Origin of the sequence: Chryseobacterium sp. RU33C, assembly GCF_900156015.1 — a bacterium.
Classification (GTDB): domain Bacteria; phylum Bacteroidota; class Bacteroidia; order Flavobacteriales; family Weeksellaceae; genus Chryseobacterium; species Chryseobacterium candidae.
In genome coordinates, this window is record NZ_FTMT01000002.1 from 258016 (window position 1) to 273440 (window position 15425).

13 protein-coding genes are annotated in these 15425 nt (G+C 38.7%); 2 read left to right on the forward strand and 11 right to left on the reverse strand.

The window, feature by feature from the left end:
* Window positions 1-22 precede the first annotated feature (22 nt).
* The gene (gene bioA, locus BW946_RS02990) at window positions 23-1315 is read right to left on the reverse strand and encodes an adenosylmethionine--8-amino-7-oxononanoate transaminase (RefSeq protein ID WP_076594750.1); all 1293 of its coding nucleotides are present in this window, start codon (window positions 1313-1315) and stop codon (window positions 23-25) included.
* Between the two features lie 21 nt (window positions 1316-1336).
* On the opposite strand from bioA, the gene BW946_RS21335 reads away from it, so the two are divergent.
* Window positions 1337-1489, forward strand: coding sequence for a hypothetical protein (locus BW946_RS21335; protein ID WP_170872045.1), 153 nt, complete (start codon window positions 1337-1339; stop codon window positions 1487-1489).
* Between the two features lie 249 nt (window positions 1490-1738).
* Here the strand turns inward: BW946_RS21335 and bioB are convergent, their stop codons facing one another.
* Genes bioB through BW946_RS03010 form a run of 4 tightly spaced genes read right to left on the reverse strand, consistent with a single transcriptional unit; the run spans window position 1739 to window position 5103 of the window.
* Entirely contained in the window at window positions 1739-2722 is a 984-nt protein-coding gene (gene bioB / locus BW946_RS02995) for a biotin synthase BioB (protein WP_076594751.1), read from the reverse strand.
* Window positions 2722-3336 carry a dethiobiotin synthase gene (gene bioD / locus BW946_RS03000; RefSeq protein ID WP_076594752.1) on the reverse strand — a complete coding sequence of 205 codons (615 nt, stop codon included), beginning with the start codon at window positions 3334-3336 and terminating at the stop codon, window positions 2722-2724. The genes bioB and bioD overlap by 1 nt, the downstream gene beginning before the upstream one ends.
* Before the next feature lie 41 nt (window positions 3337-3377).
* On the reverse strand, window positions 3378-4487 hold the full coding sequence (locus BW946_RS03005; RefSeq protein WP_076594753.1) for an aminotransferase class I/II-fold pyridoxal phosphate-dependent enzyme: 1110 nt from the start codon (window positions 4485-4487) through the stop codon (window positions 3378-3380).
* Complete coding sequence (locus BW946_RS03010; RefSeq protein WP_076594754.1) at window positions 4480-5103, reverse strand: hypothetical protein; 624 nt, start codon at window positions 5101-5103, stop codon at window positions 4480-4482. Before BW946_RS03010 ends, BW946_RS03005 begins: the two co-directional genes overlap by 8 nt.
* A gap of 66 nt (window positions 5104-5169) precedes the next feature.
* On the opposite strand from BW946_RS03010, the gene BW946_RS03015 reads away from it, so the two are divergent.
* Entirely contained in the window at window positions 5170-6660 is a 1491-nt protein-coding gene (locus tag BW946_RS03015; RefSeq protein WP_076594755.1) for an aminotransferase-like domain-containing protein, read from the forward strand.
* Between the two features lie 289 nt (window positions 6661-6949).
* Here BW946_RS03015 and BW946_RS03020 read toward each other — a convergent pair whose 3' ends face one another.
* From BW946_RS03020 to BW946_RS03045, 6 genes are read right to left on the reverse strand one after another with little or no spacing between them, the layout of a single operon-like run.
* Window positions 6950-8137 (reverse strand): PepSY-associated TM helix domain-containing protein, encoded by a 1188-nt coding sequence (locus BW946_RS03020; protein WP_076594756.1) that lies wholly within the window; start codon window positions 8135-8137, stop codon window positions 6950-6952.
* 2 nt (window positions 8138-8139) lie between these two features.
* The gene (locus BW946_RS03025; protein ID WP_170872046.1) at window positions 8140-10581 is read right to left on the reverse strand and encodes a TonB-dependent receptor; all 2442 of its coding nucleotides are present in this window, start codon (window positions 10579-10581) and stop codon (window positions 8140-8142) included.
* Window positions 10568-11956, reverse strand: a complete 1389-nt coding sequence (locus tag BW946_RS03030) for an AMP-binding protein (protein ID WP_076594757.1) — start codon at window positions 11954-11956, stop codon at window positions 10568-10570. Before BW946_RS03030 ends, BW946_RS03025 begins: the two co-directional genes overlap by 14 nt.
* A gap of 4 nt (window positions 11957-11960) precedes the next feature.
* On the reverse strand, window positions 11961-12206 hold the full coding sequence (locus tag BW946_RS03035; RefSeq protein WP_002979498.1) for an acyl carrier protein: 246 nt from the start codon (window positions 12204-12206) through the stop codon (window positions 11961-11963).
* Window position 12207: 1 nt separating this feature from the next.
* Window positions 12208-13611, reverse strand: coding sequence for an MATE family efflux transporter (locus tag BW946_RS03040; protein WP_076594758.1), 1404 nt, complete (start codon window positions 13609-13611; stop codon window positions 12208-12210).
* Window positions 13608-15419, reverse strand: a complete 1812-nt coding sequence (locus BW946_RS03045) for an IucA/IucC family protein (protein ID WP_076594837.1) — start codon at window positions 15417-15419, stop codon at window positions 13608-13610. The genes BW946_RS03040 and BW946_RS03045 overlap by 4 nt, the downstream gene beginning before the upstream one ends.
* Between the last annotated feature and the right edge of the window lie 6 nt (window positions 15420-15425).

The window sequence follows — 15425 nt, forward strand, 5'->3', positions numbered from 1 at the left end:
AATTATTACCGGAACGGATTGTTTACTCTTTAAACAGATCCAGAACTTCCATAATATTCTGATATACAAAGTCTAATTCTTCGGAAGTAATGCAATATGGAGGAACCAGATAGATTACATTTCCCAACGGTCTCATGATAATCCCTCTCTGTAAGAATTCATTGTAAAGCTTCTTCCCTATTTCATTGAAATAAGAAGTATCATTCCCGGTTTTAAAATCGAACGCTAAAATAGTTCCGATCTGCCGAACCTTTTCTACATGAGGATGCAAAGCAAGTGCTTTCACAAACTCCGAATGTTGATGCGTAATGCGGTTAATATTCATCTGAGTTTCACTTGTCAATAGTAATTCCATACTGGCAAGAGCCGCTGTACAGGCTAAAGGATTAGCTGTAAACGAATGCCCGTGAAATAATGTTTTATAACGGTCTTCAGAAAGGAAAGCATCATAGATTTCATTGGAGCAGGTCGTAATTCCCATGGGCATTGTTCCTCCTGTCAACCCTTTTGAAAAACACATAATGTCTGGTTTTTCTGTAAGATAATCTGCTGCGAAAAGCTTACCTGTTCTTCCAAATCCTGTAAAAACTTCATCCTGGATCATAAGAACACCTTCTTCCCTGCAGTATTTCATCAACTGACTAAGATCTTCAGCTTTATACATTAACATTCCGGCAGCACCCTGAACTAATGGCTCATAGATAAAACAAGCCACTTCATCAGCAAGTTCTTTAATCTGTTTCTGTAAGCTTTCCAGATTTTCTGCATTGGGTGTATCTATAAAAACAACTTCAAACAGCATGCTTTCAAAAGGTCTTGTCCAGAAACTCTTTCCACTGACAGACATCGCCCCGAAAGTATCGCCGTGATAAGCATTTTTAAAAGCTAAAATCTTCGTTTTCTTTTTCTCTTGATTGTATGCATATTGAATACACATTTTTAAAGCAACTTCTACTGCTGTAGAACCGTTATCCGAATAAAAGACCTTTTCCTGACCAGCAGGTAGAAGTTTCAGTAAATTTTCTGAAAGCTGTACAGCAGGTTCATGGGTAAATCCTGCAAAAATCACCTGTTCCAGTGTATTCAGCTGTTCAAAAACACGTTGTGCAATATAAGGATGTGAATGCCCGTGCAGCGTCACCCACCATGACGAGACCACATCCAGATATTTTTTTCCTTCGTTGTCATACAGGTAAATTCCTTTTCCTTTTACAATAGGAATGGCATCATCAGCTGTTTTCATCTGCGTGTACGGATGCCAGTTGACCGCTTTATCTCTCTCCTGCAGGCTGATTTCTTTTGTTATTGTATTCATATATTGATCTAAAAAGTAGAAATGAGTGATGGAGATGGATTTAACAATAATTTAGTTGAATATGTTGTTGTAAATGTTGGATTAGTCGCAAAGGCGCAAAGTTTTATCATAGATTGCGTGGGATATTTAAGGACGCAGGAAAATCAAAGATTTTCAGCAAGGAATATGTTATAATTTTCCCATAGTTTTTTAAATATTATTTGCATAATCTGCGAGAAAATGAAAATTTGCAATGTTAAACTTTATCGGAGATAAAATCCTTGCGCCTTAAAATATTACTTACTACAAAAGCTTTTGCGTCTTTGCGTTTTCCAACTTGTACAGCAGTTTATAAAAATTCAAAAACAAATTTTATAACAAGTGCTATAATACCAGCAATCCAACTCATCACTCATTATTTTATCATTTATAATTCATAATTATCTAACAGCATGTTTCTTTTTTCATCATAGGTTTCAGTCCTAATGTCTGAAGCATCTGCATATCTTCAGAAACTCCCGGATTAGGCGTTACCAGTAAGGTTTCTCTTTCACCCGTAAAAATAGAATTAGCTCCTGCCATAAAGCACCATGCCTGCTCTGTCTCAGACATTTCTATACGTCCGGCACTTAATCTTACCATAGAAGATGGCATTACGATTCTTGCTGTGGCGATCATTCTTACCATTTCCCAGGTATCTACTTTTTCATTATCTTCTAATGGCGTTCCCGCTACTCTGGCCAATGCATTAATTGGAACAGATTCCGGATGTTTTGGCATCGTTGCCAACGTTAAAAGCATTGAAATTCTGTCTCTATGAGTTTCACCAAGACCTATAATTCCTCCGGAACACACTGTGATTCCTGCTTTTCTTACATTATTTATCGTATTGATTCTGTTGTCAAAAGTTCTGGTAGAGATGATCTCTTCATAATATTGCTCAGATGTATCAAGGTTGTGATTGTAAGCGTATAATCCAGCCTCCTGAAGTCTTACAGCCTGTTCTTCCGTAAGCATTCCCAGTGTACAGCAAACTTCCAGACCAAGATCATTTACACCTTTCACCATATCAATCACTCTGTCAAAATCACGGTTATTACGAACTTCACGCCACGCTGCCGCCATACAGAATCTGGAAGATCCGGAATCTTTTGCTTTCTGAGCGTGGGCAATTACAGTTTCTGTAGGCAGTAAAGCCTGTACTTTGATATCCGTGTGATAACGGGCTGCCTGTCCGCAGTATGAACAGTCCTCAGGACATCCGCCTGTTTTGATGGATAATAGTGTTGAAATCTGTACTTCAGAAGGGTCATGCCATTCTCGGTGTACGGTGGCTGCTTTATAGATCAGTTCCATGAGAGGAAGGTGATAAATTTCCTCGATTTCTTCTTTCGTCCAGTTGTTTCTTAATGTTGTTTTTGTATCCATTATCTTATTTTTGTTATTGTTAATTGCTTGGCAGCATGTTGTATAGATTCCTTATCTGTAGTATTGATTTCGGGAATCCTTATAATTTTTGTTTCTTTTTCAATAAAACTGCAGATCACTCTTTCTGTATCTTCCGGAAAATCTCCGTTAAGAATTAAATATTCCAACTGAATTCCTCTCTGTTGTAAAGCCAGGATGGAGAGCAAGCTATGATTGATACAGCCTAAATAATTTCTGACTACCAATGCTGTCGGAAGGTTTAATTCTTCAATCAGATCGATCATAAAAGTTGTGTCTGATATGGGCACCATAAGACCTCCGGCTCCTTCTATAATTAATGGGTTTTCTGTTTTTGGGAGTTGAAAATCATTCAGATTGATGGTCATATTTTCTTCTCTTGCAGACTGATGTGGTGATGCAGCCAGCTGTAAACGGTAAGTTTCCGGATGGCATCTATTAGTATCCGTCCATGCTTCAATTTTATGACTGTCCGTATAGTGAAGATCACCGGACTGTATCGGTTTCCAGTATTCTGTTTTAAAATGCTGAACCAAAATGGCTGAACAGACTGTTTTTCCTATTTCGGTTCCTATTCCTGTTATAAATAATTTCATGTGGTTTGAGATTTGGGATTCGGGTTTTGAATCTTTTTGCTTTAAATAAATTCTTTAATAATTCCTGTCAGTTTCATAATTTCCTCTTCTGTATTAAAGCTGTGAAGGCATATTCTCAACCGTTCACTTCCTTCTTTTACCGTGGGACTGTAGATGGCATAGGTTAAAAACCCTTCCTCAGATAAAGTTTGCTGTAATGTTTTCAATCTTTGATTATCCGGAATTACAATAGCCTGAACCGGGCTTGTTTCTGCTGATGGAGACTGTAGATTTCTGCTTCGGAAAACTTTGATGTTATTCTGAAGTTTTTCAGCCAGTTCATCGTTTTGATCTAAAAATTCATATCCTGTTTTGATACTCATCCACTGGAAGTCCTGTGCTGATGTCGTATAGATGAACGGACTTGCAAAGTTGATGAGATAAGATTTCACTGTTTCACTGCAAAGAATTGCTGCTCCGTGAGCTCCAAGGGCTTTTCCGTAGGTCACAACTGCTGCCGAAACATGATTCTGTAATTGATATTTTTCAATCAATCCATATCCAAAAACGCCGAAAGCGTGGGCTTCATCAACAATCAGAGAGGCCTTATGCGTATCGGCAAGTGCAGCGATTTTCTGAATAGGTGCAAAATCTCCTTCCATAGAGTAAAGACTTTCTATGGCGATATAACAATGTCCTTCCTGTCTTTTTAAAATATTCTCAAGATCTTCAGTATCATTATGTTTGAATTTCAGCTTTTTGGCATTGGATAGTTTACAGCCATCATGTACCGACCGATGAATCTGTTCATCCAAAATAACGACATCATGACGGCTGGGAAGGGTAGAAAATAAGGCCAGATTTGCATTATATCCTGATGGAAAAAGTAATGCTGATTCAAACTGATGTTTCTGCGCAATTTTATTTTCTACAGAAACTGCAATATCACTGTTTCCACTAATCAACCTTGAGCCTGTACTTCCGGAAAGCAGTTGAGGATTATTCATAACCTTTTGCAACAGCAAATGTTGTAGATATTTATTTTTTGCAAAACCCAGATAATCATTGGAATAAAAATCAATTCCACCAGACGGAATCCGCAAACGTCTTAATGTTCCCTGTTCTTTTCTTTTGTCAAGAGATTCCTGAAAATGAGAGGTATTGTTAAGCATAATTCAACTGGGCTACTTCCTGGGTAATCGCATTGATCCATTCTTCATGAAGTCCTTTTTCTATGTTGAGAATATGATCTGCATGGTGTTTCCAGTCTGGTGAAAATTCATTGAGCTGATGAATCATTTCTTCCAGATGCCCTTCTTCTTCCAGAATAATAGATTTTACCATGATTTTAGAAGATGCTTCAGTAAGTGCCTGCTGATATACAGGATAAAGCTCATCGGCACGCACCTCAATGGCATAGGTTACGAAAAGATAGGCTGCATATTTAATATCTGTTTTATCAAGATTAAAAGCTTTCTGAAGATAGCGGCAGGCTTTAATATCCAATGAATGAAGATATTGGCTTGTTGCAATAGGGGCCAGAAGTTCTGTACTTTCGTAGGTTTTGCAGAGTGCAGGATTTATCTTCCCGATTTGTTTTTTTAAATAATAAGCATGGCGGTGTTCTTCAGCAGCATGTTTCAGCTGGATCTGAGAAACCAATGTTGGATGTTCACATTTTGATATTTTCCTTGCACCGGCATTTTCCATAAAAGAAAGTGTGTTCAGCCACCTGGCGTGGGTGTTTCCTTCCTGTACAATTTTTTTTAACAGATGATGAAATTCCATAGATTTTTATTTTGATGTCAAAAATAGTATATTGCCGGATGGTTACATGGTGCCAGTTTTTATATTATGGATAGTCCGGTTAAGATTCCTTACGAAAGTTTTATAAAAATTGATAGAAAATCAGAGACTTCTATCTATTTACAGATTTCCAATCAGCTCATCAATGCTATTCAGAGAGGGTTTCTCCCTTTCGGAACAAAACTTCCCGGGACAAGAACGTTCAGCGAGATGCTGGAAATTCACAGAAATACAGCCGTTGCGGTGTATGATGAACTGTCGGCTCAGGGCTGGACAGAGAGTTTTCCGAACAAAGGAACTTTTGTGATCGGAAAAGATCAGGAAAAACCTGTCAAATTGAATGATTTTAAACAGAATAACCTTCAAAACTATCCTGTTTCCACTGGTTTTTCATTTAAAACATCCAATATTCTGGATAATCCTTTTGAACATTCGGACTGTGAGTATGTCTTTAATGATGGAGTGCCGGACATCCGCTTAACCCAAATCGGGCAGCATTCCCGTTTTTACAGTTCTATCCTGAAACGTAAATCCAACCAGAAAGCTTTAGGACATTATAATCATGACGGAAGTGAATTTTTTAAAGAACATTTATCCCAATACCTGAATCTTTCCCGCGGACTTCCTATTTCCAAGAACAACCTGCTCATCACCCGAAGTACAGAAATGAGTATTTATATTGTGTCTGAGATTCTTCTTTCGGCTGGTGATACTGTATTGGTAGGTGCTTTGAGTTATTTCTCGGTCAATATGATCTTTATGAAAGCGGGTGTTGATATTGTTTCTATCCCTATTGATGAGGAAGGGATTATGGTGGAAAGCGTTCGGGAAGCCTGTAAAAAGCAGAAAATACGGATGCTTTACCTTACTCCGCATCACCACTATCCTACTACTGTTGCTTTGAGCGCTCAGAGAAGATTTGAGCTGTTAGAGCTTGCCAATGAGTATGGATTTATTATTCTGGAAGACGATTATGATTATGAATTTCATTATGATAAAAGTCCAATTCTTCCGTTAGCCAGTGCTGATACGAATGGAATGGTGATCTATATCGGTTCTTTCGGAAAATCTTTAGCTCCGGGATTCAGAACAGGATTTATTGTTGCGCCTGAGAATCTGATGACAGAAATGCGTAAATATCTTGGAATTATAGACCGTCAGGGCGATATTCTGATGGAAAGAGCGCTTGGAGAGATGATTGCCGAAGGAGAAATCAACCGTTATCTGAAGAAGTCTTTAAAAGTTTATCAGGAAAGGCGTGATTATTTTTCTGTTTTGCTGGAGGAAAATCTGGGTGATTTTATGACCTTCCAGAAACCTTCGGGCGGCCTTGCCATATGGCTGGAATGGAATATTTCGCTGAATCTGATGCAGCTGAGCCGGAACTGCGCAAAAGACAATCTTTTTATTCCCAAAACTCTGTTGTATCAGAATAAAGGACTTACGGCCATGCGATTAGGATTTGGAGACCTTAATTTTGAAGAGATGAATAAAGGAATTGAGGTGTTTACTAAAAATGTGAAGGAATTGATAGGTTGATTTATAATTAATTGCATATTTCTTGGTTGGAAAACGCAAGGGCGCAAATGAGATGAAGATAACTTGTTTTGAGGCGCGAGAATTTTATCTGCGACAAAATTGATACTGGATATATAATATAAGTAAAGAGGTTATTCAGAAGTGTCATTCTGAACACAGACTAGAAGTCTGCGAACGTAGTTCATCAATGTAGTGAAGAATCTTTTAACCTAAGTTATTAATGAGATTCTTTCTTCGTCAGAGTGACAAAAGCCGGATTATTACTCTTTGAGATAACCTCTTCTCTTTATTAATGATGAGAAGGAAAAACTACTTTGTTTTTCTTGTGTTTGGGTTTCTTCTTTTTCTTATTCAAATACATAATAAAGCCGGTAATCGGTAGTGATAAAGCGATAATGGCTGCCAGAAAATAAATAATTCTGGTGGTCAGTCCCAGGATACTTCCGGTATGAAGATCATAATTTCTTTCTCTTAATGCGGTTCCATATCCGATATTTTTGTTTTTATACGATTGAGATTTTAAAACTTCTCCTGAATACTGATCAAAATTAAAATGTTCATTTCTGTACTGCCTTTCGTCATACACCAGTTCAGCGTAATACGTTCCTTCTTCCGATCTAGGAAAATTGACAAGCGCTGATTTCTTATTTTTAAGTCCTCTTTCCATAGTATTTCCGATCAGATTGAGAATATTTTCACGGTTCGAAAATTCTTCAGAAGGAATTATACTTTTGGCTTTCTTTTCCATGGGCGTATTTCCATTTAACGTATTTTTTATCCATTGGTCTGCATCTTCAAAGCTCCATATCAATGCGGAATACGAAATAATAAGCAAGGGAATTACGGAATAGAATCCTAAGACATTGTGAATATCATAGTTAATTCTTTTCCAGTTGGCCGATGTTTTAATGAAAAACATTCCTTTCAGCATGGCTTTACTCATTTTTCGGGGATACCATATCACAAGCCCCGATAGAAAGATCACAGCAAATATCAATGTGGAATAACCGGTAATCGTTTTTCCGATTTTTTCTCCCAGCAGAAGTCTCCTGTGAAGATCCAGTACAATTTCAAAGAAATCCTTTTTGGCATCTTCTATTTCCTGTACTTTTCCGGTGTAAGGATCTACATAAATTCGATAATAATAAAGATAAGTTCCCCAATACGTCCATGCTTCTTTATCCATCTTAAGAGTACGGAACACATACGTTCGTGAAGGATTGGAAGACATCAATACTCTTTTGACTTTTAAATCTTCGGGAAGGGCTTTTTCTGCTTTTATTGTAAGTTCAGCCAATGAAAGTTTGTTTCTTCCGATGTTTTCAACGTAATATCTGTTGGGGTGAACAATATGTTTTAATTCTTCTTCAAAAGCCAGGATACATCCCGTAGCGGCCATAATAACAACTACAAGCCCGGACGTTAGTCCGAGCCATAGATGTAACTGATAGGCAATTTTTCTCAACTTTAATTTCATTCTTAAAATTTAAAGCTTACCTCAGCAACAAAATTACGAGGCATCTGAGCGACTATCACTCCCTGCCCTGCAAAATATTGCACATTGCCCAGGTTATTCATTTTAAACCCTAATCTGTATCTTTCTTTTTCAAGGGAAATAGAAGCATTCACTAAAGTATAGGCTGGAAATGCAAACTGTCCGGTAACGGTTTTGTTTCCGGTAATCTGTTTTCCGACACGGTTTACCCCGAAACCAACTCCAAGTCCCTGAAGTCCTTTGATTGGAAGGATATAACTGATCCATGAATTGAATACATTCGCAGGACCTGCCGATTCCGGACGACGTCCGTCTACAGCTGGATCTGCCTTTTCATATCTGCTGTGGTTATAGCTGTATCCGGCCATAATGTTTAATCCCTGAACAGGATTCATGATGGTTTCTATTTCAATTCCTTTACTTCTCTGTTTTCCATCCTGAACAACAATATTGTATTCTTTTCCGTCACGGATTACGCCGCTTCCTCTCTGGATGTTATCCACAAGAATGTCATAGTATCCAACGGTGAAATTAATTTTGTTTCTCCAAAGATTTCCTTTAATTCCAACTTCCCACTGATTCGCCATCTGAGGTTTCATCTCTCCGCTGTAGTCTGGTAACTGTTGTGTAACAGGTGCTGTATAGCTGAAACCGTTCATATAATTACCATAAGCAGATAACTGGTCTTTAAGAATCTGGTATACAATTCCCACTTTAGGAGACCATGCAGTCTGCTTGAAGTCATCTTTACGTTTGTTATCATTTAAATTCAGCTGTCCTTTACTTTCGTAGTGATCCATCCGTAAGCTTAAAAGGGTGATCAAACGGTCTGTAATATAGGTAACGTTTGAAATGTAGGCTCCATAAAGGTTGGATGCAGAATTATTTCTTACCAAAGGTGTTTTACCTACTGCAATAGCAGCTTGAGTAACAGCCTGGATTTTCTGAAGGGCAAGATCTTTAGAAATATTCGGATACCCCTCTAAACTTTGTCCGTTAACATTATCAAAGACTACAATTGGAGAATGGTTGTTATTGATCGTCTGATTCAGATAATCCAATCCGATCAGGACTTTATTTTTAATTTTCCCGATATTAAATTGTCCATTGAAATTCTGCTGAATACTTGTGGAAGAAGCTTCTGAATTCTGCCACTGTACGTTGCGTTCCAGCAAAGCATCACTGGTTGTCCCTCTGATAAACTGATATTGATACAATCCTTCTGTCTTTCTGAAGTTTCTGGAAAGCAATGTCTGTGAAGTCCATTGATCTGAAATTTTATAATTCGCCTCTGCTTTTACATTGATAGACGGAGCTTTTAAGGTCATGTCATTGTTGGAGTAAGACCTTTTCCAGTCAAAGCCTAGCTCGTCAGGATTGTGGGCAAAATATTGCCTTGTTCTCGGAAGGAAAATAATCGGAGTGTTGGTTCCTTCATAATTGTAAATCTGTGCGCCTAAGTTAAATTTCAATCTGTCATTAACCTGATAGCTTACAGTAGGTGCCACAAAGAACGATTTTCTGAATTCAGAATCTCTGAATCCGTTCTGATATTGATAAGCGGCATTCAAACGGAACTGCATATTTCGGGATTCTGTAATAGGACCGTACACATCAGCTGTCACACGGTTCAGATTATAGCTTCCCATCAGGTAAGAAGCTTCTCCTCCGAAATAATCTTTAGGTTTTTTAGTGACAGCATTAATCAAACCTCCAAAAGAAGTTACGGCACCTCCGTACAATGTTCCTGAAGGTCCTTTGATCACTTCAAGACGCTCAAGATCGGCAGGATCTATCTCTCCGTTGGTGGTTGCTGGCACTCCGTCTACCATAGATACTTTGGTAGGAAATCCTCTGAGGCTGTAGTAGAAACTTCCGTCTCCTGAACCTCTTCCCGGGCTTCCCTGCATTTTTACCATACCCGGAACGTTTTTCAGTACTTCCGAAATATCGTAAGTAAGCTGTTCCTTCATGATCTGCTGATTGATGCTTGTGTAAGCCTGTGGATTTTCCAGAACTTTCAGAGGCATTTTGGCCACTGAAGTACTGTCTTTATCCAAAAATTTATTTCTGCTCACTGCATATACAGTAATTCCCTCAATCACATTACTGTGTAAAGGGGCATAGATAGCAGGGATCTCATAGACATCTTTCTGAATGTAGATTTGCTCTCTCATCAGCTCAATGTCATTTAAAACCACCTGAAGCGTATATTCTCCAGGGGGCACATTTTCAAAGTAATATTCTCCTAAATTATTGGTTTTTGCCTGATAAGACGTATTGACAAGTCTTAAAACAGCGTTTTTTACCGGTGCTTTTTCAGACAGCATGATTTTGCCATGAACTCTGTCGCCCTGCTGTGCAGAAAGCGAATTGGAAGATAAAGCAAGACCAAGAAGTAATATAAGGGTTTTAGATGTTTTCATGCTGTAGGTTTTGTAACAGGGGATAGTTTATTTTACCGTTTTGTGATAACGGGAATGATTCTATACGTTCTGTGCGTACATATTGGGGGTTGATACGCAGTTTATTTTTAATGGTTTCGGTGATGATCTGAGGATCAATATCTGGGTTATCATACAACACCACGATTTTTTTATCATTGGCGTTCAGACACACGAAGGTATTGCCCGGCATTTCATTTTTAAGAATAAATTCTACCTCATCCAGATTAAGACGTATTCCGAAAAGTTTCATGATACGTTTTATTCTTCCTGTGATATAATACATTCCGTTTTCACCTTTTCTGGCAGTATCTCCGGTATGCAGTACGGAAGGCTGCTCATACGTAGCAAGATCCTCCAGTTTATTGGCATAGCCTCCGAAAATACTTACGTGAGAAAAAAGTAATTCATCCGTTTCAGGATCAATTTTGAAGCTTCCTCTTTCTACCACATTTCCAATTGATGTTTCTTCTTCCAGCAATCCTTCTGTAGTAAGATAAGCCATTCTTCCTCCAGCTTCCGTTTGTCCGTACTGCGCAAAGAATTCTTTTTTAAATTCATGACAATAAGAGAATAGAGTTTTTCTCAGCTCAGCATTGATCACCCCTCCGGTATGGGTAAAATATCTCAGGCTTGGAGAATCTTTTCTGAAAAATCCTATTCTGTTCAGATTTTCATAAAGGAAAGGAACTCCGCCCAAAGTACTGTAGCCATACTTTTCCATTTCATCCCAGAATGCTTTCTGCATAATATTCTTATCTGTACATACGATTCTTCCGGCACGCATACAGTTGGTGGTGAAAATAGAGAATCCGTATACGAAATTGACCGGAACGTTTAAAGGAACGACATCCGTTCCCTGAATCGGCATGTACTGAAGAATGCTCAATGCGTTCTGATAAAGGCTTTCATCAGATAATTTAACCAGTTTCGGAACACCTGTTGTCCCAGACGTACTCAAAAGGATTTTAATGTCAGGATGAATCGTAACTTCACTCTTATAATCATCCTTTGCAAAGATGCTGATGTTGTCTGAGAATGCTTTCAGAGTATATCCTTCAATGGCTTCTCTTTGCTGATCAAAGATATATTTCGGACGATATTCTGCCTCAATACGTTCTTTGAATTCCTCATGCAGTTTCTGCCCCAGTACAGCAATCGTATGTGCTGTACCATAAAAATTGAGAAGCACCTCAATACTGGACAGTTGATTGTCATTATACAAAAACATCAGTCCTTTTTCTACCGGGTTTAAGCCTAAAGACCGGTACAGTGTTCCCACCGGTATTGCTGTACCGGTGGAAGCATCTGTAAACGCCAGGTTCTTATTGGCAATTACATTTTCTAAAATTTTCATAGGCTTAGTTTTCTACGAATACATCGTATTTCTTCATTTTTTCGCGAATCTTTCCCACGGTTCCCATCTCCAGAATATCATTAAAATCAAATTTGATCTGATAAAACTGCTCAAGCGCTTCTACGATGAGAAGGTGGGACATAGAATCCCATTCCGGGATTTCCTGATACGTTAGTTTTTCATCTACCAATTCTTTTTTTATGGCGATGGCAGAGGCGATAATTTCATAAAATTCTTCTGTAGTGTTCATTTTAAATTTTTATAGTTTTCCATTTTCCATTTTTAAAAATCATAAGGAATAGCACAGCCAAAACAATTTCTGAAGAAACGATAGCGGTAAATATTCCTCTCAGTTCCCACTGAAACCTTACTCCTAAGAGATAAGCCAGAGGAAGCTGAATCACATAAAACATCACGAGGTACAACAACGTTACCTGTAATATGTTTCCGGCCGCATTCAGAGCACGGCTGATCACCATGGTGAATCCTAACAGCAGATAAGCCATAGAAACCACATGGATGTATTGAACTGCATATCTTGCGACTTCAGGTTCTGTAGTGAAAAATTTCACCACATATTCCGCAGCAATCTGCCAGAATAAGGCTACGAGTACCAGATACGTCATGTTAATGGTTCCGGCTCTCCAGACTGTTTTTTCAGCACGTTCCGGCTCTCCGGCACCCAAATTCTGTCCTGTAAGAACTCCGGCAGCATTTCCTATTCCCCAGGCTGGCATTGTCGCTACTGAAGCAATACGCTGGGCAATGATATATCCTGCAAGTGCTGTGGTTCCGAAAGTAGAGATGATCTTCACCATAATCAGCCAGCTGGATGTTGGGATGATATACTGAACCAATCCTCCAAAGGCGAGTTTCAAAATCTTTTGCAATAAGGGTACATCAAGCTGTAAAGGAACTCTGATGCTGATGCTGGTTTTTCCAGACATCAAGACGAAAGCCTGATATAAAACACCTAAAAGCCTCGATAAAACCGTAGCATATGCCAATCCCATCAATCCAAAAGCAGGAATAAATCCTAATCCGAAAACAAGGATTACTGCAAAGATGATATTGGAAATATGGCAGATCCAAAGTGATTTCATGGCAATATCGGCGTCACCAGCCCCTCTGAAAAGTCCATTGACAGAAAGACGAAGAATCACAAGCCCGATACTCAAGAAAACCAGTCTTGAGAAAGAAACGCCTTCGGTTACCGTACTGGCATTGATTCCCAGAAAACCAACGATTTCTGATGCGAAAAAGCAGGAAACTCCACCAATAAGCACCGCAAAAAACAGGGCTAGCAAGATGATGTATTGGGCTGTTCTGCCCATTCCTTCTTTATCTTTTTCACCTGCTCTTCTGGCGGTAAGGGTTCCTGCTGCAATTCCCAAACCTACTGCGATGGCATAAGCAAAATTGATGTAGTTATCTGTAATTCCCACAAGACCAAGAACCTTGTCTCCTAATTTTGCAATAATCAATAGATTGACACTCACAAAAACAGATTCCATGACAAGTTCCATCACCATGGGAATGGCAAGACTAAAGATGGAACGGTTGATACTTCCGGAAGTCAGTTCGACTTTTTTTCCGGCTATGGCTCCATACGTAAAAACCGCTCCTTCTTTTAGGAGATGCAGGAATTTCCTCATACTGCTGCTACTGAGTTTTTATTGGCAATCTGATACAACGGATTAGGCAGTGCTCCGTCTTTTCTCGGAATAGCAAATGCCTTGTTTTCACTGTAACCGTTATTTTTCAGACGCAGACTGTTGATATAGAATCTTTTGAATGCCGGCACGTACAGGTCATACTTTTCGTATCTTTCCTGAAGATGGGTATTCTCAGCTTTATAATTTTCTACACAGTGGTGAACCAGTTCCCAGAATGTTTCTTCATTAAAGTTGGAATAGGTATGCAAAGCATTCGACAGATATCTGAAGAAGGCATCAAAAACGCCAAGCAAAATAAATAATGGAATATTTTCTTTGTTGGAAGACTGAATCAAACCATCTGCAAGATGTGCAGGAAGCTTTTCTCTGGCTTCAGCTGTTAAAACGATGTCATCCACAAAGTCTTTAATTACGATTCTCTTCGGAACTCCGTTTTTCAAAACCACCATAATGTTTTCTCCGTGTGGCGTTACACATAATGAATGGGTGTAATAAATGTGTAATAATGGCGTAAGATAAGCATCAAGATAGCTTTCAATCCATTCTTTGATGCTCACTCCTGCTTTTTCCGCAAATGCCTGAACCAATGGAACTCCATTTTCATCTACATAAAGCAGAGAGGCCATGGTTACCATTTGCTCATCTTCTTTCAGATAGTTTTCAGCACTTTCTCTCCATAATGCGCCAAGGAATTCATTATACTGATAAGGCACACTGGCAATAGCTCCATATTGTGGATGCAGATAGGTAATTGCAGCCTCTTCTCCTAAGAAAATAGTTTCTTTATTATCCAGATAAGCATCGTCTTTAATCAAACCTTTTACCCAATCTGTAATAGCAGGAGCAATTTTCATCTGTTTAGGTGACAATCCTCTGATATTTCCTGTGCTCAGAATAGAAACAGCTGTTTTCAGGTATCTCTTTTTAGGATGATCTACATTGAATAAAGTACGGATACTCTGCTGCGGACTGTAGGTATCGCTACCCTCTCCTAACTCGATTAAAAGTCCTGACGCAATATCTCCGGCAAAATGAATCTGAAGCTTATGCTCCCACTGCCATGGATGTACAGGAATAAAATGATAATCTTCAACAACTTTTCTTTTGTTCAACAACTGCTGCTGAAAATCATTATATAGATCTTCTCCTATTTCAGAACGATAAAATTCTTCTCTGTTAATATGTTCCAAAGACTGGAATGACGATCTGCTTTTATGAGAAGCCAGCCAGATTACTTTTAAATTTTCATCTACTTCGGGAGCGTATGTTTTCAAGTCACGTGGAGAAAAACCTAATCGGCTTTTGTTCACAATTACCCATGGATGTCCTGTCATATTGTGCTCTACAGTTTGATAATCCGCATCAGCAAGCTCTTTTGAAGACATCACTCCTCTTGATAAGATTAAAGCATCACAATACAGCGTATGCAGTAATTCTTCCGTGTATCTTGCAATGGTATAAGGATCTAAGTCAAAAACAGTCTGCATTTCCAGGAAGAAAGCCGCTACATCTACTGAAGAAAGGTCTTCACCGTTTTCTGTTTTTGTAATGCTGTCTTTATCAATATGCCAGTAATCCATCATTCTTTCCTGTCCTCGGAAGCTGTAGACAATATTTTCAACTCCGGTTTCAAGGGTAAAAACAGTATATCCGTCTTTATTTTCAAAGGTTACCAAAGGTTTCAGAAGCTCTTCATGCATGAGTTCTGCGATGGTTTTGGCCATTAGGTTTCTGTTAGCCTGATTCCAGTTTTCCTGGCTTACTATATTTTTTAAGTTGGTGTTCATTTTTTG